Source organism: Variovorax sp. 38R (assembly GCF_014843395.1).
GTDB classification, from domain to species: Bacteria; Pseudomonadota; Gammaproteobacteria; order Burkholderiales; family Burkholderiaceae_C; genus Variovorax; species Variovorax paradoxus_H.
In genome coordinates, this window is sequence record NZ_CP062121.1 from 4,815,413 (window position 1) to 4,833,226 (window position 17,814).

Below are 17,814 nucleotides of genomic sequence, written 5' to 3' on the forward strand. Positions count from 1 at the left end.
GGACTAAACTCGCCGCTTCATGATGTCCTACTCACTCATCTTCACCCTCGCTTTTGCGACGGCACTCGTTGCGGGCCTGCTCGTGAAGTTCTGGCTGGCTTCCCGCCAGGTGCGCCACGTGGCGCGCCACCGCGGCGCCGTGCCGGCCGCCTTCGCGCAGACCATCACGCTGGCCGCGCACCAGAAGGCCGCTGACTACACCATCGCCAAGGCGCGCTTCGGGCTCATCGAGATGGCCTGGGGCGCCGCCCTGCTGCTGGGCTGGACGCTGCTCGGCGGGCTCGACATGCTGAACAAGCTGCTGCTGGTGTGGCTGGGCGGCGGCATGGTGCAGCAACTGGCGCTGCTGGCGGCCTTTGCGCTCATCGGCGGCCTGCTGGAGCTGCCGTTCACGCTGTGGCAGACCTTCCGGCTCGAGGAGCGCTTCGGCTTCAACAAGATGACCTGGAAGCTCTGGCTCACAGACACCCTCAAGTCGACGCTGCTCGGCGCGCTGATCGGGCTGCCGATCGCGGCGCTCATCCTGTGGCTCATGGGCGCTGCCGGCACGCTGTGGTGGCTCTGGGCCTGGGGCGCATGGATGGGCTTCAACCTCCTGCTGATGCTGATCTACCCGACCTTCATCGCGCCGCTGTTCAACAAATTCAAGCCGCTGGACGACCCCACGCTCAAGGCGCGCGTCACCGCGCTCATGAAGCGCTGCGGCTTCGCAGCCAAGGGCCTGTTCGTGATGGACGGCAGCACGCGCAGCGCGCACGCCAATGCCTACTTCACCGGCTTCGGCGCCAGCAAGCGCGTGGTGTTCTACGACACGCTGCTGCGCCAGCTCAACGCCGGCGAAGTCGAGGCCGTGCTCGCGCACGAGCTGGGCCACTTCAAGCACCGCCACATCGTGAAGCGGCTGGTCGCGATGTTCGCGCTGAGCCTCGCCGGCTTCGCGTTGCTGGGCTGGGTCTCGACCCAGGTCTGGTTCTACGCGGGCCTGGGCGTGCAGCCCAACCTGTCGCCGGCCGCGCCCAACAACGCGCTGGCGCTGCTGCTGTTCATGCTGGCCGTGCCGGTGTTCAGCTTCTTCGTCGCCCCGCTGCCGGCGCGCCTGTCGCGCAAGCACGAGTTCGAGGCCGACGCCTACGCCGTGGCGCAGACCAGCGGCGCCGACCTGTCGGCCGCCCTGCTCAAGCTCTACCAGGACAACGCATCGACGCTCACGCCCGACCCGGTGTTCGTCAAGTTCTACTACTCCCATCCGCCCGCCTCCGAGCGCCTTGCGCGCATGACCGCGGCGTGATCGGCTCCTTCAAATTCTTTCTTCTTCGAAGCGCACCATGAACAGCATGTTCAAACCCAAGGACTGGAAAAACCTCCCGCCCCGCAAAGCCCTGAGCGCCACCGAGATCGTCTCGGGCCTGGCCCAGCTCGACGGCTGGAAGCTCACCGGCGACGGCGCCGATGTCGCCATCGAAAAGACCTTCACCTTCGCGAACTACTTCGAGACCATCGCCTTCGTGAACGCGCTGGCCATGGTGGCCCACACGCAGGACCACCATCCCGACCTGTCGGTGCACTACAACCGCTGCGTCGTGCGCTTCAACACGCACGACGTGAACGGCCTTTCGGTCACCGATTTCGATTGCGCGCGACAAGCCGACGCGGTGGTTGCGAGCCCCGCCGCATGAGGACACACGCCTGTGGCTAAGCCGGGCCGCGCCGCCTTCACCCCCGCAGCACACAACACGGGGAAGGCGCACCACGACGGCCTCGTCGTCGCCAGCCACGGGCGTCACTGCCTCGTCGAAACGCCCACGGGCGAGCGGCTGATCTGCCATCCGCGCGGCAAGAAGAGCCAGGCCGTGGTCGGCGACCGCGTGCGCTGGCAGGCCACCGAAGACGAAGGCACCATCGAAGAGGTGCTGCCGCGCCGCAACCTCTTCTACCGGCAGGACGAGATCCGCACCAAGTCGTTCGCGGCCAACCTCGACCATGTGCTGATCCTGATCGCGGCCGAGCCGGAGTTTTCTGAACACCAGTTGGCACGCGCGCTGATCGCGGCCGAGGCCCAACGCATCACGCCCATCATCGCGCTCAACAAGAGCGACCTCGTCGAACCTTTTGCGCGCGCCTGGAACAAGCTGGCGCCCTACCGCCGCATGCACCACGGCGTGCTGCCGCTGTCGCTCAAGGCCTCGGGCGAGACCGACTACGCGTCGTTGATGAAGCTGCTGGCGGGCAAGTCGACCCTGGTGCTCGGCCCCTCGGGCTCGGGCAAGAGCACGCTCACCAACCTGCTGGTGCCCGGTGCGAGCGTGCTGACGCAAGAGATTTCGCAGGCGCTCAACTCGGGCAAGCACACGACCACCAGCACCACCTGGTACTGGATCGACGAGGCCCGCACCACCGGCCTCATCGACTCGCCGGGCTTCCAGGAATTCGGCCTGAACCACATCGAGCCGATGCAGCTCGCCGGCCTGATGCCAGACATCGCCGAGCACACGGGCGACTGCAAGTTCTACAACTGCACCCACCTGCACGAACCCGGCTGCGGCGTGATCTCGAACGTCGAGACGGCGACGCAACCCGGACCGATCAGCGCCTCGCGCTACAGGATCTACGGCGAGCTGTTCGCCGAGCTGAGCCAGACGCGCTACTGACGACGCACCGAGGGGCCGGCCGTGCTCAGGCCAGCCAGGTGCGGTACGACTTCCAGGTCGGGTCGAAGGCAAGGGCCAGCGTCACCGGCAATTCCAACGCGTCCTGAACCGATTGCGCATGCGCAATGGCCACCTGTGGATCGGCCACATGGAAGTGAACGGTGCGAACGCCCTCCTCCAGCACGATGTGCGTGCAGCAGCCTTCGCCGTGCGTCTGCAGCAGCGCGGTCAGCCGGTCTTCGTAGACACGGGCCTCGTCCAGTTCTTCGCCCGATTCGACGGGGACGGCGGCCGAGAGCCGATGCCCGAGGTCGGCGCGCCCGAGCAGCGCGGTCGCGGCATCGTTTCGCATGACGACCGCCTCGACCTCGGTGCCGTCCTCGGCGGTGCGCGTGGCGGTCAGGCCGGACCAGCCGTGCTCGCCTGCGGGAAACACGCCGGTGTGGCCCAGATCCTCGCGCCAGCATGCATCGAACAGCGCCACGAAGTCGTCGAGCGGCACGCCATCGAAATCCACTTGCGCATCGGCCTCGACATGATCGACCGGCCCGACCTTCACGGCGAAGTCGTACTCGCCCAGGATGTGGTCGAGCATGATCAGGCTCATGTGGCGCGCGTGATCCTGCATGTCCATCGGAATGGGCTTGGCAAAGCCGAGCTCCAGCGCCACCCGCCCCCTGTAGGGCTCGTGCTTCACGAGCACGTCCGAGCTGGCCAGTTCGAAGTCGTTCATGCGCATGCTGAACCCTTCGCGCATGCGCTGCCGGAAGGCCTCCACCGCGACCTGGGGCAACGGGGGCGCGCTGCGCACCAGCGCCATGAGGTCCTCGAAGTCGTCTTCAGCGCCGTGCGCTGTCAGCACGAGCGTGAAAGCCGGCGGGTCGCCCAGTACTTCGGCCGCCAGATTCGGAAAGAAGGGCTGCAGCAGCGCATTCAATTCGCCCACGAGTGCAGGGCCGGACAAGGACTGCAGGCTCTCGAGCTTGTCGCTCAAGGCTTGCCAGAACGATGCGCAGGCAATGGCGCGCGGATCGGCATGAAGGGTCGACATCGACAAGCTTTCTCTCAGGGTTTCAGGCCAGGATTTCTTGCAGGCACTGCACGAGCGTGCTGCACTGGTCCCGCGTGCCGATGCTGATGCGCAGGTACTGCGCGATGCGCGGCTGCTTGAAGTGCCGCACCAGCACGGCACGCTCGCGCAGCAAGGCGGCCAGCTCGGCCGCATCGCGCTGCGGATGCCGCGCGAACACGAAGTTGGCCTGCGACGGCAGCACCTCGAAGCCCAGGTCTTCGAGTTGGAGGCTCAGGCCTTCGCGCGTGTCGACGACCTGGTCGCGTGTTTTGCGGAACCACGCCTCGTCCTCGAGCGAGGCCACCGCACCGGCGGAAGCCAGGCGATCGATCGGGTACGAATTGAAGCTGTCCTTGACCCGCACTAGCGCGTCGATCAAGTGCGTCTGCCCGCAGGCAAAGCCAACCCGCAGGCCAGCCAGCGAGCGCGACTTGGACAGGGTCTGCACCACGAGCAGGTTCGGATAACGGCCGATGAGCGACAGCGCGCTCTCGCCGCCGAAATCGACATACGCCTCGTCAACCAGCACCACGCGATCGGGGCAGGCGGCAAGGAGTTGCTCGATGCGCGCCAGCGGCTGGCCAATGCCGGTCGGCGCGTTCGGATTGGCGATGACGATGCCGCCGCAGCCCTGGCGGGCGCGCGTCGCGAACGCATCGATGTCGATGCGCAGGTCGTCATCGACCGGCAGCTGCTCGCAGGCGATGCCGTAGAGCTGGGCATAGACCTTGTAGAAGCTGTAGCTCACATCGGGCATCAGCAACGGCTCGGCCTGCTGGAAGAAGGCGAAGAACGCGTGCGCGAGCACTTCGTCCGAGCCATTGCCCGCGAACACCTCACCCACCTGCAGGCCGTGGCGGCGCGCCACGGCTTCGCGCAGCGCGAGCGATGCGGGGTCGGGGTAGCGCTCGAGGCCGTCGGCGGCCGCGCGCTGGATTGCCGCAATCGCGCTCGGCGACGGCGGGTACGGGTTCTCGTTGGTGTTGAGCTTGACGAGGTGGGCGGTGCGCGGCTGCTCGCCGGGCACGTAGGGCTCAAGCGCGCCGATGCGCGGGCTCCAGAAGGCCGGTGCGGGCGGGGTGGTCATAGGCTCAACCGAGCAAGCGCGCGAGCGTGAGCAAGGCCAGCAGCACCATCCACATCACGACCGACCGCCAGACCAGGCCGACCACGCTGCGCAGGTGGCCGGGCTCGGGCTCGCGGCCCGGTGTGCTGCCGCTGTCGAGGCGCCGCCCGACGCCCGGTGACTCGCCGGCCTGCGCGCGCGACAGCGGATCGACCACCGGGATCGGGCTCAGCGAGCCACCGCCCAGTCGCACGTTCACAGCGCCGGACGTGGCCGCAAGGATCACGCCGTCGTTCTCGTTGGGAAAGCGCCGCGCATCGTTGCGCCAGCAGTCGATGGCCTCTTCGAAGCTGCCGACCACGGCGAAGCCGAGTGCGGTGATGCGTGCGGGCAGCCAGTCGACGGCATGCCAGGCCCGCTCGGCCGCATCCTGCACCGCCACGCTCGAAGGCTGCACGGGTGCGCCGTTCTTGTGGGCCCAGTAGCGCGCGACGAACTCGCTCATGCGATAGAACACCGCGCCCGCCGGCCCCAGGCCGAGAGCGGCGAGGACCGAGAACCAGGCCAGCACGCCGAAGACATGGCGGTGCGCCGCAATGACCGAATGCTCGATCACATGACGCACGATTTCGCTGCGCGGCAGCTCGGCGGCATCGACGCCTTGCCAGTGCGCCAGCAGCGAGCGCGCGAGCGGCTCGTCGCCCTCGTCGAGCGCGTCACGGATGTCGGTGAAATGGTGGCTGAACTGGCGAAATCCGAGCGTCATGTAGAGCACCGCGACGCTCCACAGCACGGCGAAGGGCAGGCCCAGCGTGAGCACCAGCAGCCAGTGCACGCCCAGCGACAACAGCGTGGGCACGAACACCGCAAGCCCCCAGGCGATCCATCCGTGGTGCGGCTTGCCCGCATCGAAGTTGCGGCTGGTCCAGCGCGTCCACGCCAGAACACCGCCGTACACGGGGTTGTGCGGACCCAGGGGCCGCACCTGCTCGATCAGCAACGCGCACAGGATGGCAAAGAAGCTCATCCTTCGATGATAGCGAGAGCACCTGAAGGTTTTGGCCTCAGGTTGCGCCCGATCAGCTTCAGGCGGCGAGGAAGCGGTAGAGGTTGCGCAGCATGCCCGCCGTGGCGCCCCAGACGAAGCGCTCGTGGGGACCATCGACGTACGGCATCGAGTACCACGTGCGACGGACACCATCGGTGGCACTGACGGCGTGGCGGCGGTGATTGGCCGGGTCCATCAGCCAGGCGAGCGGCACCTCGAAGGCTTCGGCCACTTCGAAGGGATTGATGTCGAGCACGAAGTCGGGCTGCACCAGCGCGACCACGGGCGTCACGACGAACGACGTGACGGTCGTGTAAGTCGGCAGGGTGCCGAGCACCTCGATGAACTGCGCCGACAGGCCCACTTCTTCCCAGGCCTCGCGCAGCGCGGCGGCCTGGATGTTGGCGTCTTCGGGGTCGACGCGCCCGCCGGGAAATGCGACTTGGCCCGAATGGGTCGACAGGTGCGTGGTGCGCTCGGTGAGCAGCACGGTCGCGCCTTGCGGGCGCTGCACGATCGGCACCAGCACGGCGGCCTGGGCCGGCACCCGGTCACTCATGCGGGGCTCGCGGCGCAGCTCGGGCGTCCACACGGGCGGCGAGGCAAAGCGTGTGCGCAGGGCCGTGGCCGTCAGCTGCGCCGGCACCACGGCCGGCAGACCGTCGCTTCCGTCCACGAAGGGCACCTGGCGCGGGTCGATCTGCAGCAACGCGGGCGGCACCACGGCATTGACGGGTTCGACGACAGCGGAGGGCGTGGGGGCGGAAGCGGAGGTCAAGAGATGAAGCGGCCTGTGGCGGGATGAAAGGAGTAGAGCGTAAAAATGAAAAGCTGTCTTGAATGCGGGGCGCCAACGCAAAAAGCCGCCAGAGCGGCGGCTTTTTGAGCAGAAAGGACGACGGCTGATTAAGCGGCCGACGCAGCAGCCTTCTGCGACTTGCCCGGCAGCTTTTCCTTGATGCGTGCCGAACGACCGCTGCGCTCGCGCAGGTAGTACAGCTTGGCACGGCGCACGTCGCCGCGGCGCTTGACTTCGATGCCGGCGATCAGCGGGCTGTAGGTCTGGAACGTACGCTCCACGCCTTCGCCGCTGGAGATCTTGCGCACGGTGAAGCCGCTGTTGAGGCCACGGTTGCGCTTGGCGATCACGACGCCTTCGTAAGCCTGCACGCGCTTGCGGGTGCCTTCAACGACGCTGACGCTGACGATGACCGTGTCACCGGGCATGAAAGCGGGGATCTTCTTGCCGAGGCGGGAAATTTCTTCCTGCTCGAGGGTCTGGATGAGGTTCATGATTTCCTGATAGTCGATCGTTTCGGGCTGCACTAAAGGCGCCGTGGCTTTGGCGGAAGAACCGCCAGGAAACCGGACGCGGCCGGACAGAGGATCGGGGAACCGCGGATTATAGCTTTTTTTTCAACGAGGCCTCATCGGCCTTGTTCAGCTTGCCTGCGGCCCGGGCGGCATCGATCAGTTCGGGGCGCCGCGCGGCCGTGATGGCCAAGCGCTGGTCGCGCCGCCAGCGCTCGATCTGCGCATGGTGGCCCGAGAGCAGCGGCGCCGGAACGCCCTGCCCGTTCCACTGCTCGGGCCGCGTGTAGTGCGGGCAGTCGAGCAGGCCGTCGAGCGCCGGGTTGAAACTGTCCTGCACGTGGCTGGCCTCGTCACCCAACACGCCGGGCTGCAGCCGGGCAACAGCATCGAGCAACGCCATCGCCGCGATCTCGCCACCCGACAGCACGAAGTCGCCGAGGCTGATCTGGTGCGTGACGCGCGCGTCGATGAAGCGCTGGTCGATGCCCTCGTAGCGGCCACAGACCAGCACCGCACCCGCGCTCGCCGACCAGCGCTCGACCGCCTCATGGCGCAGCGCCTCGCCGATGGGCGAGAACAGCACCACCGGCGCCGGAGCGCCACGCGCAGCCAGCGCGGCGTCGAGGCAGGCCGTCAGGGGCTCCGCCATCATGACCATGCCGGGTCCGCCGCCGAAGGGCCGGTCGTCGACGCGCTTGTAGTTGCCCTGCGCGAAATCGCGCGGGTTCCACAGCACAACCTCGACCTGTTTCGATTCGTAGGCGCGACGTGTCACGCCGCTGGCCATGAAGGGCGCGAACAGTTCGGGAAAAAGCGTGAGGACGTCGAAGCGCATGCGCGCGCGGCCCGGGTCAGAACTCGGGTTGCCAGTCGACCGAAATGAGGCGGCCGGGCAGGTCGACCTTGTCGACGAAGACCGAGACGAACGGCACCATGCGCTCGATGGTCTTGCCGTCTTCTTCGGCCGTCAGCACCAGCGTGGTCTGCGGACCGGTGGCGAGCAACTCGCGCACCGCACCGAGCACGACGCCTTCGCGGTTGACGACCGACAGGCCGATCAGGTCGACCCAGTAGTACTCGTCGTCGCCGGCGGTCGGGAAGCTCGAGCGCGGCACGAACACGCGCGCGCCGCGAAGCGCCTCGGCCGCATTGCGGTCGGGCACCTCCTCGGACGAGGCGACGATGCAGTCGGAATGTTCTTTGGCTTCGCGAACCGCGAGCCGGAAAGCGGCGGGCGTGGAGGCTCCGGGAGCCTGCAGGAACCAGCGCTTGGAAGAAAAAAGCGCCTCAGGCTGGGCGCTGTGGGGCAGGACCTTGAACCAGCCCTTGATGCCCCAGGCATCGGCGATGCGTCCGACCTCGATCGCATCCGCCGGCAGTTCGGCGGCTTCGAGTGTGGGCAGCATCGCCGTGCGGGCGGCTTAGGCTGCCGCCTTGGGTGCCGCAGCAGCGGCTTGCTTGATCAGGCGCAGCACCGTGGGCGACGCCTGGGCACCGACGCCCGTCCAGTACGCGAGGCGGTCCTGGGCGATGCGGATGCTTTCTTCGTTTTCCTTGGCGGTCGGGTTGTAGAAACCCAGGCGCTCGATGAAGCGACCATCGCGGCGAACGCGCTTGTCCGACACGACGATGTTGAAGAACGGACGGCCTTTGGAGCCGCCGCGGGAAAGTCGAATGACGACCATGATTTATCCTTGGGTGGTCAGCGAGCCAGTTCAAATAGAAAGAGGCCCGCTCACGATGTTCTTCCAGCGTCGAGACACGCGACATGGCCACCCGGCCAGCGCACGCTGAAAAGCCCACGATTATAGCCCGACCCGGGTTTTTCTCCGAATTTCGGCCTTGCGCCGCCCGCTCCCACCCGCATGACCCTCACCATCCGCCCCAGCCGCGACGAAGACATCGCAGCCATCACGGCCATCTACGCCCACCACGTGCTGCACGGCACGGGCACCTTCGAAACCGAGCCCCCGTCAGAGGCCGACATGACCTCCCGACGTGCCGATGTGCTGGGCAAGAACCTGCCCTACCTCGTGGCCGAAGACGACGGTGAAGTGTTGGGTTTTGCCTACTGCAACTGGTTCAAGCCGCGGCCGGCCTACCGGTTTTCGGCCGAAGACTCGATCTACATGTCCGAGGCCGCACGCGGCAAGGGTCTGGGCACGCAACTGCTGGCGGCGCTCTCGCAGGCGGCCGAAGCGGTCGGCGTGCGCAAGCTGATCGCGGTGATCGGTGACTCGGCCAACGTCGGTTCGGTCGGTGTGCACCGCAGCCAGGGCTTCACGCACGTGGGCGTGCTGAAAGACTGCGGCTGGAAATTCGACGCCTGGCGCGACGTGGTCCTGATGGAAAAAGTGCTCGGCGAAGGCAGCCGCACAAAACCCGAATGATGAAGAAAATGAAAAGCAAAACCGTGGCCGCCTGGCTCTCCTTCCTCGGCGGCCCGCTGGGCCTGCACCGCTTCTACCTGCGAGGCCTGGGTGACTGGCTCGGTTGGCTGCTGCCCATTCCCACCGCGCTGGGCATCTACGGCATCGAGCGCTTGCGCATGTACGGCGTGGACGACGGCGTGAGCTGGGCACTGATTCCACTGCTCGGCTTCACGATCGCGGGCTGTGCGCTGATGGCGATCATCTACGGCCTGATGACGCCCGAGAAGTGGAACGCCCGCTTCAATGCCGGCGCACCGGCCGACGCCGCACCGGGCCAGACCAACTGGCTCACGATCGGCGCCGTGGTGGCGTCTTTGTTCTTTGGCAGCTCGATCCTGATGGCGAGCATCGTCTACAGCTTCCAGCACTACTTCGAACACCAGATCGAAGAAGGCCGAAAAATCTCGCAGTAGCCGGATCCAGCGCGGCGACCTCTGCGAACGAGGCGCCGACGCTTCAGACTTTTTAGAAGATCTGCCAGCTGAACCAGTAGGCAATCGCCGCAACGAAGGCCGACGCGGGAATGGTCAGGACCCAGGCCCAGACGATGTTTCCCGCCACGCCCCAGCGCACCGCGCTGGCGCGCTGCGTGGCGCCGACGCCGACGATGGCGCCCGTGATGGTGTGCGTGGTCGACACCGGAATGCCCAGCGCGGTGGCCAGGAACAGGGTCAGCGCCCCGCCGGTCTCGGCACAGAAGCCGCCCACGGGCTTGAGCTTGGTGATCTTCTGGCCCATGGTCTTCACGATGCGCCAGCCGCCGAACATGGTGCCCAGCGCGATCGCGGTGTAGCAGCTCACGATGACCCAGGTCGGCGGCGCCGCGTCGCTGGTCGAGGCATAGCCGGTGGCGATCAGCAGCATCCAGATGATGCCGATGGTCTTCTGCGCGTCGTTGCCGCCGTGGCCCAGGCTGTAGGCGCCGGCAGACACCAACTGCAATCGCCGGAACCATCGGTCCACCCGCGACGGGGTGGCACGCCGGAAGCCCCAGGCCACCATGATCATCATCAGCGAGCCCAGCAGGAAGCCCAGCAGCGGCGACACGAAGATGAAGGCCACGGTCTTCCAGATACCGGAAGCCACGAGGCCAGTGGTGCCGGTCTTGGCGATCACGGCACCCACGATGCCACCGATCAGCGCGTGCGACGAGCTGCTCGGAATGCCGTAGTACCAGGTGACGAGGTTCCAGCTGATCGCGCCGATGAGCGCCCCGAACACCACGTGCACGTCGACCACCCCGGGCTGGGCGATGCCCTTGCCCACGGTGGCCGCCACGCTCAGGTGGAAGACGAAGATCGCGATCAGGTTGAAGAAAGCCGCGAACACCACGGCCTGCCCCGGCTTCAGCACGCCGGTGGACACCACCGTCGCGATCGAATTGGCGGCATCGTGGAAGCCGTTCATGAAGTCGAACAGGATCGCGAGCGCGACCAGAACCACCACCACCCAGAGGGCGACCTGCACCGTTGTCATCGGTTGCTACCCGTTCAGGAATTCTCGAGGACGATGCCCTCGATCACGTTGGCCACGTCCTCGCACTTGTCGGTGATCGTCTCGAGCAGCTCGTAGATCGCCTTGAGCTTGATGACCTCGCGCACGTCCGGCTCTTCGCGAAACAGCTTGCTCATGGCGCTGCGCATCACGCGGTCAGCGTCGGATTCGAGGCGGTCGATTTCCTCGCAGGTCTTGAGCGTGGCCTCGGCCACGGCCGGGTCGGCGATCTTGCCGAGGTACTTCACGGCGTCCTTGAGGCGGTCGCAGCACTTCACGCTCAGGGCTGTGAGGCGCACGATCTCGTCGGTCATGTGGCGCACGTCGTACAGCGCCATGGTCTCGGCCGAGTCCTGGATCAGGTCGGCCACGTCGTCCATCGTGTTGATGAGCTTGTGGATCTGCTCGCGGTCGATGGGCGTGATGAAGGTCTTGTGGATCAGGCGGTTGACGTCGTGCGTCACGCGGTCGGCGGCGCGCTCGGCGTTGTCGACATCGCGGTTGTACTGTTCACGCAGATGCACGTCCGCGTAGTTGGCAACGAGTTGCTCGAAAGCACGCGCCGCCTCCACGATGCGCTCGGCATGCTGGTTGAACATTTCAAAAAAATTGCCCTCTCGGGGCAGCAGCTTGCCGAACATGGAAAAACTCCTGGGACGCGCCAATCACAATTTCATGACGCCTTCGTGAAAACCTGCCGAGTTTAACGGGCGCGACCGGAACGACCGGTCGGGCCGACCTTCCAGCCCCGGCCCCGCAGGCCCACTCAGGCCGGCAACCGCAGCACCGGCAGGTGCCAGCCGCCGTAGATGCCGCCCAGCCGCAGCGCCACGATCAGCCCCACGCCCGCAAGGAACGCCCAGCGGCGCGGTGTGCCCGCAACCTGCAGCAGCAGGTAGGCCGCAATGCCCGCGATGGCGGCCGAGCCGTAGATGCCGCTGCTCAGCAGCAGCGGGATGCGGGCGGTCAGCACGTCGCGCAACAGGCCGCCGGCGGCGCCGGTCATGGTGCCGACGAGCATCACGATCACGGACGGCAGGCGCCGCTCCTCGGCCACCTGGGCACCGGTGATGGCGAACAGCCCGAGCCCCAGCGCATCGGCCACGGCCAGCGCGTGCTCGGGCAACGGCATCAGGTGCACCCATGCGATGGTGAACACCGCCGACGCCAGGATCACGTACACATAGCGGGCGTCGTGGATCCAGAACACCGGGTGGCGGCCGAGCAGCAGGTCGCGCAGCGTGCCACCGCCGACCGCGGTGACCGAAGCGATCACCAGCACCCCCAGCCAGTCGAGGCCCGCATGGCCGGCCGCCAGTGCCCCACTGACCGCGAAGACCGCCACACCGGCGAGATCGAGGACGTAGAGCAGCGGCACGACCGTCAGACGATGCGCTTGACCACCTGGCCCGTGACACGCGCCAGTGCGGCACGCGGCACCTTGTCGGGTGCGATTTCGGCGAGCGGCTTGAGCACGAAGGCGCGCTCGCGCATGCGGGGGTGCGGCAGGGTCAGCGCCGGCGTATCGATCACCGAATTGCCGTGCATCAGCAGATCGAGGTCGAGCGTGCGCGGCGCATTGGGAAACGGCCGCTCACGGCCGGCCAGCGTCTCGAGGCGCTGCAATGCCACCAGGAACTGCTCGGCATCGAGGCCGGTGCGCACGGCGACCACGGCGTTGATGAAATCGGGGCCTTCGGCATCCACCGGCTCGCTGCGATACAGCGATGAACGGGCCGTGACCTGGGTGCGCTGCAACGCGCCGATCGCGGCCATGGCGGCCTTCACGGCCGCCTCGGCATCGCCCAGGTTGGCGCCGATGGCAACGAAGGCCTGCACGGTCGGGTAGTCCTCGCGCGGACCGCGCGGACGACTCGTCGGTGCGCGGCGCGCGGGCGGGCCGCTCTTGCTGCCGGCCGATGGCGGCTTGCCCCCGGCGCGCGGCGCCGCCTTCGGCGCGGGCTTGCTCCCCTTGGCTGCCTTGGCGGCCACAGGGCTTTTCTTGCCGTCCTTCGGCCGGTCGGTCGCGCTCATTCGCCTGCGGCGCTCCCGCCGCCCTCGCTGCCGCCACCACCACCGCTACCGCCGCCCACCGGGCGCGGCTTGCGCCGGCGCTTGCGCTTGCGCGGGGCCGCCGCTTCGCCATCCGGCGGCACGGCGTCGGCCTCGACGTCGGGACCGTCGCCGTCGTCCGACTCGGCTTCGGCCTGTTGCTTCTGGCGCGCCGGTTGCTCGCTGCGCGGCTTGGGTGCAGCCACCGGGTCGCGCAGGCGCACGCGCTGGCGCACCTTCTGTTCTTCGCGGACCTGCTCGAGCAAGTCCTGGCGGCGCAGGTCGTCGGCGGTGCTGAACTCTTGCCACCATTCGGCGATGGCCTCACCGACCTCGCCCACGTCGGCACGCAGGCGCATGAAGTCGAAGGCGGCGCGAAAGCGCGCCTGCTCGACCAGGCTGTAGGGCGTGGAGCCGGTGCGCTTGTCGAAGCGCGGCTGCATCATCCAGATCTCGCGCATGTCGGCGGCCAGCTTGCCGCGGCCCGACACGTCGCCGATGCGCGAATTGAACACGTCGTCGATGGCGTCCTGCAGCGCCGGGAACGGCGGCTGCGGACGCTGGCCATGGCGGCCTTCCTGGCGCTGGGCCCAGCCGTCGCGCACATCAGCCCACAGCACGCAGGCCAGCAGGAAGCTGGGCGCCACGGGCTTGCCTTCGCCGACGCGGCGGTCGGTGTCCTGCAGGGCGGCCTTCACGAAGGGCTGGTCGGCGCGCTCCACCACCACGTCGAGCAGCGGATAGATGCCGGTGGCGAGCCCCAGCTTGCGCAGTTGCTCGATCGTGGCGATGGCATGGCCGGTCTGCAGCAGCTTGAGCATCTCGTCGAACATGCGGCTTTGCGGCACGTCGGCCAGCAGCTTGCTCGACTCGATGAGCGGCGCAGCGGTCTTGGCTTCCATCTTGAAACCGAGCGCGGCGAGCTTGGCCGAGAAGCGGATGGCGCGAATGATGCGCACCGGGTCTTCGCGGTAGCGCGTGACCGGGTCGCCGATCATGCGCAGCGTGAGCTTCTGGGCGTCCTTGATGCCGTTGTGATAGTCGACCACGACCTGGTTGGCCGGGTCGTAGTACATGGCGTTGACGGTGAAGTCACGGCGCGCCGCGTCTTCTTCCTGCGGGCCCCAGACGTTGTCGCGCAGCACGCGGCCGCTGGCGTCCACGGCGTGCTTCATGCTCGCGAGCTCGCCCTTGCTGGTGCGTTCGTTGCCGGCCACCTGCTCGGCGGCGGCGTTGTCCATGTAGGCACGGAAGGTCGAGACCTCGATCACCTCGTGCTCACGGCCCCGGCCGTACACCACGTGCACGATGCGAAAGCGCCGGCCGATGATGAAGGCGCGGCGGAACAGCGACTTGACCTGCTCGGGCGTGGCGTTGGTGGCCACGTCGAAGTCTTTCGGCCGCAGGCCCAGCAGCAGGTCGCGCACCGCGCCGCCCACCACGTAGGCCTCGTAGCCCGCTTGCTGCAGCGTGGTGACCACGTTCTTCGCGCGTTCGTCGACCAGGGCGGGATCGATCTTGTGAACCTCTGCCGGCACCTCCTGGCGCTTGCCGAAGCGGCTCTTGCCCTGTGCGCTGCCGGCGGACTTGCCGAGCAGCTTGTCGATGAATTTCTTGATCATTGGTTGTTTTTCGAGGAGAAGCAGGCGCTTCTTCTTATTTATTCGCTTATTCGTTTTCGAGCATGGAGCGGATCAGCGGAATGGTGATCGCGCGTTGGGTCTGCAGGGCGTAGCCGTCGAGTTGCGAGAGCAGCTCCATCAGGCTGCCGAGGTCGCGGCTGAAGCGGTGCAGCATGAAGTCGAGCACGTCGTCGGACAGCATCACGCCGCGCGCGTCGGCCGTCTGGCGCAGCACCGCGCGGCGTTCGCTTTCGCTCAGCACCTGCAGGTGGAAGACATGGCCCCAGCCGAGGCGGGTGCGCAGGTCTTCGCGCAGCGGCAGGTCGGCCGGCGGCAAGGCGCCGGCGGCAACCACGCCGCGCTGCAGGGTCTGGGCGTTGACAAACCAGTTGAAGGCCGCGTGCTGCTGCACCGCGGTGTAAAGGTGGACGTCGTCGAGCAGAACGGCGCCCCAGCGCTCGTCGAACTCGGGCGGCTCCAGCAGGCCGGCGTGCAGCCAGCCCACGCTGGCGCCCTGCTCGGCCAGTGCAACGCGCACGGATTCGAGCAGGTGGGTCTTGCCACTGCCGCTGTCGCCCCAGAGGTAGGTCGGCACCGGCGAGTGCAGCGCAGGGCTGCCGTCGGCGCCGCCCACCCACACTTGCAGGTGTCGCAGCGCCGCCTCGTTGGGGCCGGCAAAAAAGGCGTCGAAGCTGGGGCCCGTCGCAATGCCGATATCGAGCGCGAGCTGTTTCATCCCGGGAAGGTTCATGGAGGGGGCCCGGAGGGCCCTTAAAATCGTGAGGAATTCTATCGGCCCGGCCGCCTCGGTCGCCGACGCCTCCCCTGCCCGCCCTTCCTCGCCGCTTCGCGACCCTTTCGCTCCTTCTTCTCGACACCGCCTGCCCATGACCTCCTCCACGCCCACCCCGCTCAGCTACAAGGACGCCGGTGTCGATATCGACGCAGGCGACGCCCTGATCGACCGCATCAAGCCCCTGGCGAAGAAAACCATGCGCGAAGGTGTGCTGGCCGGCATCGGCGGCTTCGGCGCCCTGTTCGAAGTGCCCAAGCGCTACAAGGAGCCGGTGCTGGTGAGCGGCACCGACGGCGTGGGCACCAAGCTCAAGCTGGCTTTCGAATGGAACATGCACGACACGGTCGGCATCGACCTCGTGGCCATGAGCGTCAACGACGTGCTGGTGCAAGGCGCCGAGCCCCTGTTCTTCCTCGATTACTTCGCCTGCGGCAAGCTCGACGTGGACACGGCCGCGGCCGTCATCGGCGGCATCGCCCGCGGCTGCGAACTCTCGGGTTGCGCCCTCATCGGCGGCGAAACCGCCGAAATGCCCGGCATGTACCCGGCCGGCGAGTACGACCTGGCCGGCTTTGCCGTCGGCGCGGTCGAAAAGTCGAAGATCCTTACGGGCCAGAACGTCAAGCCCGGCGACGTGGTGCTGGGCCTGGCCTCGGCCGGCGTGCATTCCAACGGCTTCAGCCTCGTGCGCAAGGTGATCGAACGCGCCGGCGCCGACCTGCCCGCCACCCTCGACGGCAAGCCCTTCCGCGAGGCCGTGATGGAGCCCACCCACCTGTACGTGAAGCCCGTGCTCGAGGCACTCGGCAAGCACCCGATCAAGGCGCTGGCCCACATCACCGGCGGCGGCCTGCTCGAGAACATCCCGCGCGTGCTGCCCGAAGGCACCGCTGCCCACCTCCAGAAGGGCAGCTGGCCGCAGACCGAGCTGTTCGCCTGGCTGCAGAAGGTGGCCGGCATCGACGACATCGAGATGAACCGCACCTTCAACAACGGCATCGGCATGGTCGTGGTGATCGACGCGGCCGAAGCCGCCGCCTGCGCCGCCACGCTGCGCGCCGCCGGCGAATCGGTGCACGAGATCGGCGTGATCGCCGAGCGCGGCGACGGCGCGGCCGTGGTCGTCGCCTGACCGCGCGCCCGTTCTTTTTTCTTTTTCTCACCGCACGCCCCGCACCCCGGATGGCCACGCCGCTGCCCGACGTCACCCTCGCCGCCCTGCCCCAAGTGCCCCAGGCCGCAACCTCCCGCCACGTGGTACTGGCCAGCTACCTGCTGATGCTCGCGGGGCTGATGCTCGTGATGTGGCAGCACCTGCTGCCGGGGCTGCTGTGCGTGTGCATCGGCTTCCTCGTCGCGCGCTGGTTCGCCCGGCTGCTGGGCGGCTGGCTGTCGCGCCTGAAGCCCCTGCGCTCCGGTGCCGACAGCCTGGCTCGGGTGGTGGCAGTCACGCTGGTGCTGCTGGGCCCGATCGGCCTGGTCACGCTGGGGTTCTCGCAGGCACGTGAGTACGTGCTCGATGCGCCCGATCAGTACCGCGAACTGCTCGACTACACGGCCCGCACGGTGCTCGAGTTGCGCTCCAAGCTGCCGGCCGACATCGCCGTCTACCTGCCCGAGGGCGCGGCCGAGGTGCAGCGCATCGTCGCCAACTACCTGCGCACGCAGGCCGGCTCGCTCGCCATGGCCGGGCGCGCCTGGCTGGGCGGGCTGCTGTTCGCCTATGTGGGCCTGATCATCGGCGCGCTGGCCGCCGTGGCGCCGTCGCCGGCCCAGCGCCGACCGCTGGCGCAGCAGATGTTCCAGCGCATCACCACCTTCGGCGAGGCCTTCGGCCAGATCGTCGCGGCGCAGTTCTGGATCGCCGCCTTCAACACGCTGCTGACCGCGATCTTCCTGCTGTTCCTGATGCCGCTGTGGGGCCTCGAGCTGCCCTACACGCCCGCCCTCATCACCCTGACCTTCGTGGCCGGGCTGGTGCCGATCGTGGGCAACCTGGTCTGCAACTCGGTGATCACGCTGGTGGCGCTGTCGGTGTCGCCGGTCACGGCGGCCGCCTGCCTGGCGTTCCTGATCCTGATCCACAAGGCCGAGTACGTGATCAACGCCAAGGTGGTCGGCGCGCGCACGCAGATGCGTGTGTGGGAGCTGCTGTCGGTGATGTTCGTGGCCGAAGCGGTGTTCGGCCCGGCCGGGCTGGTGGCGGCGCCGCTGTACTACGCGTACCTAAAAAAAGAACTGCACGCGGGCGGCCTGGTCTAGAGGCCGAC

Annotated in this window: 21 protein-coding genes; 7 read left to right on the forward strand and 14 right to left on the reverse strand. The window is 67.6% G+C overall.

The window, feature by feature from the left end; translation table 11 throughout:
- Positions 1 to 22 precede the first annotated feature (22 nt).
- Genes IG196_RS22230 through rsgA form a run of 3 tightly spaced genes read left to right on the forward strand, consistent with a single transcriptional unit; the run spans position 23 to position 2,648 of the window.
- Entirely contained in the window at positions 23 to 1,288 is a 1,266-nt protein-coding gene (locus tag IG196_RS22230; protein WP_192197111.1) for a M48 family metallopeptidase, read from the forward strand.
- A gap of 37 nt (positions 1,289 to 1,325) precedes the next feature.
- Positions 1,326 to 1,676 carry a 4a-hydroxytetrahydrobiopterin dehydratase gene (locus IG196_RS22235; protein ID WP_192193040.1) on the forward strand — a complete coding sequence of 117 codons (351 nt, stop codon included), beginning with the start codon at positions 1,326 to 1,328 and terminating at the stop codon, positions 1,674 to 1,676.
- A gap of 12 nt (positions 1,677 to 1,688) precedes the next feature.
- Complete coding sequence (gene rsgA, locus IG196_RS22240; protein ID WP_101489329.1) at positions 1,689 to 2,648, forward strand: ribosome small subunit-dependent GTPase A; 960 nt, start codon at positions 1,689 to 1,691, stop codon at positions 2,646 to 2,648.
- Positions 2,649 to 2,673: 25 nt separating this feature from the next.
- Here rsgA and IG196_RS22245 read toward each other — a convergent pair whose 3' ends face one another.
- From IG196_RS22245 to rpsP, 8 genes are all read right to left on the reverse strand, one after another.
- A complete protein-coding gene (locus tag IG196_RS22245; protein ID WP_192193041.1) occupies positions 2,674 to 3,699 on the reverse strand; it encodes a hypothetical protein in 1,026 nt (341 codons plus the stop codon).
- A 22-nt stretch (positions 3,700 to 3,721) separates the two neighbouring features.
- A complete protein-coding gene (hisC, locus tag IG196_RS22250; RefSeq protein ID WP_192193042.1) occupies positions 3,722 to 4,807 on the reverse strand; it encodes a histidinol-phosphate transaminase in 1,086 nt (361 codons plus the stop codon).
- Positions 4,808 to 4,811: 4 nt separating this feature from the next.
- Complete coding sequence (locus IG196_RS22255; RefSeq protein ID WP_101489326.1) at positions 4,812 to 5,813, reverse strand: CobD/CbiB family protein; 1,002 nt, start codon at positions 5,811 to 5,813, stop codon at positions 4,812 to 4,814.
- Positions 5,814 to 5,871: 58 nt separating this feature from the next.
- Complete coding sequence (locus IG196_RS22260) at positions 5,872 to 6,612, reverse strand: CoA pyrophosphatase (RefSeq protein ID WP_192193043.1); 741 nt, start codon at positions 6,610 to 6,612, stop codon at positions 5,872 to 5,874.
- A gap of 128 nt (positions 6,613 to 6,740) precedes the next feature.
- Complete coding sequence (gene rplS / locus IG196_RS22265) at positions 6,741 to 7,127, reverse strand: 50S ribosomal protein L19 (RefSeq protein WP_101490253.1); 387 nt, start codon at positions 7,125 to 7,127, stop codon at positions 6,741 to 6,743.
- A gap of 109 nt (positions 7,128 to 7,236) precedes the next feature.
- Complete coding sequence (gene trmD / locus IG196_RS22270; protein WP_192193044.1) at positions 7,237 to 7,983, reverse strand: tRNA (guanosine(37)-N1)-methyltransferase TrmD; 747 nt, start codon at positions 7,981 to 7,983, stop codon at positions 7,237 to 7,239.
- A gap of 16 nt (positions 7,984 to 7,999) precedes the next feature.
- A complete protein-coding gene (gene rimM, locus IG196_RS22275) occupies positions 8,000 to 8,554 on the reverse strand; it encodes a ribosome maturation factor RimM (protein ID WP_192193045.1) in 555 nt (184 codons plus the stop codon).
- A gap of 15 nt (positions 8,555 to 8,569) precedes the next feature.
- Positions 8,570 to 8,833: a 30S ribosomal protein S16 gene (gene rpsP / locus IG196_RS22280; protein WP_056571881.1), complete on the reverse strand. Its 264-nt coding sequence runs from the start codon at positions 8,831 to 8,833 to the stop codon at positions 8,570 to 8,572.
- Between the two features lie 180 nt (positions 8,834 to 9,013).
- Between rpsP and IG196_RS22285 the strand changes: the two genes are divergently transcribed.
- Both IG196_RS22285 and IG196_RS22290 read left to right on the forward strand, forming a co-directional pair.
- The gene (locus tag IG196_RS22285; protein WP_192193046.1) at positions 9,014 to 9,538 is read left to right on the forward strand and encodes a GNAT family N-acetyltransferase; all 525 of its coding nucleotides are present in this window, start codon (positions 9,014 to 9,016) and stop codon (positions 9,536 to 9,538) included.
- Between the two features lie 8 nt (positions 9,539 to 9,546).
- Positions 9,547 to 9,993, forward strand: a complete 447-nt coding sequence (locus IG196_RS22290) for a TM2 domain-containing protein (RefSeq protein ID WP_192193047.1) — start codon at positions 9,547 to 9,549, stop codon at positions 9,991 to 9,993.
- Positions 9,994 to 10,045: 52 nt separating this feature from the next.
- Here IG196_RS22290 and IG196_RS22295 read toward each other — a convergent pair whose 3' ends face one another.
- The 6 genes from IG196_RS22295 to hda form a co-directional block, all read right to left on the reverse strand.
- The gene (locus IG196_RS22295; protein ID WP_099791789.1) at positions 10,046 to 11,056 is read right to left on the reverse strand and encodes an inorganic phosphate transporter; all 1,011 of its coding nucleotides are present in this window, start codon (positions 11,054 to 11,056) and stop codon (positions 10,046 to 10,048) included.
- A 14-nt stretch (positions 11,057 to 11,070) separates the two neighbouring features.
- Positions 11,071 to 11,715 (reverse strand): DUF47 domain-containing protein, encoded by a 645-nt coding sequence (locus IG196_RS22300; RefSeq protein WP_099791791.1) that lies wholly within the window; start codon positions 11,713 to 11,715, stop codon positions 11,071 to 11,073.
- Positions 11,716 to 11,840: 125 nt separating this feature from the next.
- Entirely contained in the window at positions 11,841 to 12,452 is a 612-nt protein-coding gene (locus IG196_RS22305; RefSeq protein WP_225616764.1) for a trimeric intracellular cation channel family protein, read from the reverse strand.
- 5 nt (positions 12,453 to 12,457) lie between these two features.
- Positions 12,458 to 13,108 (reverse strand): 2-amino-4-hydroxy-6-hydroxymethyldihydropteridine diphosphokinase, encoded by a 651-nt coding sequence (gene folK, locus IG196_RS22310; protein WP_192193048.1) that lies wholly within the window; start codon positions 13,106 to 13,108, stop codon positions 12,458 to 12,460.
- Positions 13,105 to 14,748: a polynucleotide adenylyltransferase PcnB gene (gene pcnB, locus IG196_RS22315; RefSeq protein ID WP_192193049.1), complete on the reverse strand. Its 1,644-nt coding sequence runs from the start codon at positions 14,746 to 14,748 to the stop codon at positions 13,105 to 13,107. The genes folK and pcnB overlap by 4 nt, the downstream gene beginning before the upstream one ends.
- Before the next feature lie 46 nt (positions 14,749 to 14,794).
- Entirely contained in the window at positions 14,795 to 15,484 is a 690-nt protein-coding gene (gene hda / locus IG196_RS22320; RefSeq protein ID WP_318646656.1) for a DnaA regulatory inactivator Hda, read from the reverse strand.
- Positions 15,485 to 15,635: 151 nt separating this feature from the next.
- Between hda and purM the strand changes: the two genes are divergently transcribed.
- Positions 15,636 to 16,676: a phosphoribosylformylglycinamidine cyclo-ligase gene (purM, locus tag IG196_RS22325; RefSeq protein ID WP_192193051.1), complete on the forward strand. Its 1,041-nt coding sequence runs from the start codon at positions 15,636 to 15,638 to the stop codon at positions 16,674 to 16,676.
- Positions 16,677 to 16,726: 50 nt separating this feature from the next.
- Positions 16,727 to 17,806 carry an AI-2E family transporter gene (locus tag IG196_RS22330; protein ID WP_192193052.1) on the forward strand — a complete coding sequence of 360 codons (1,080 nt, stop codon included), beginning with the start codon at positions 16,727 to 16,729 and terminating at the stop codon, positions 17,804 to 17,806.
- Positions 17,807 to 17,814 lie beyond the last annotated feature (8 nt).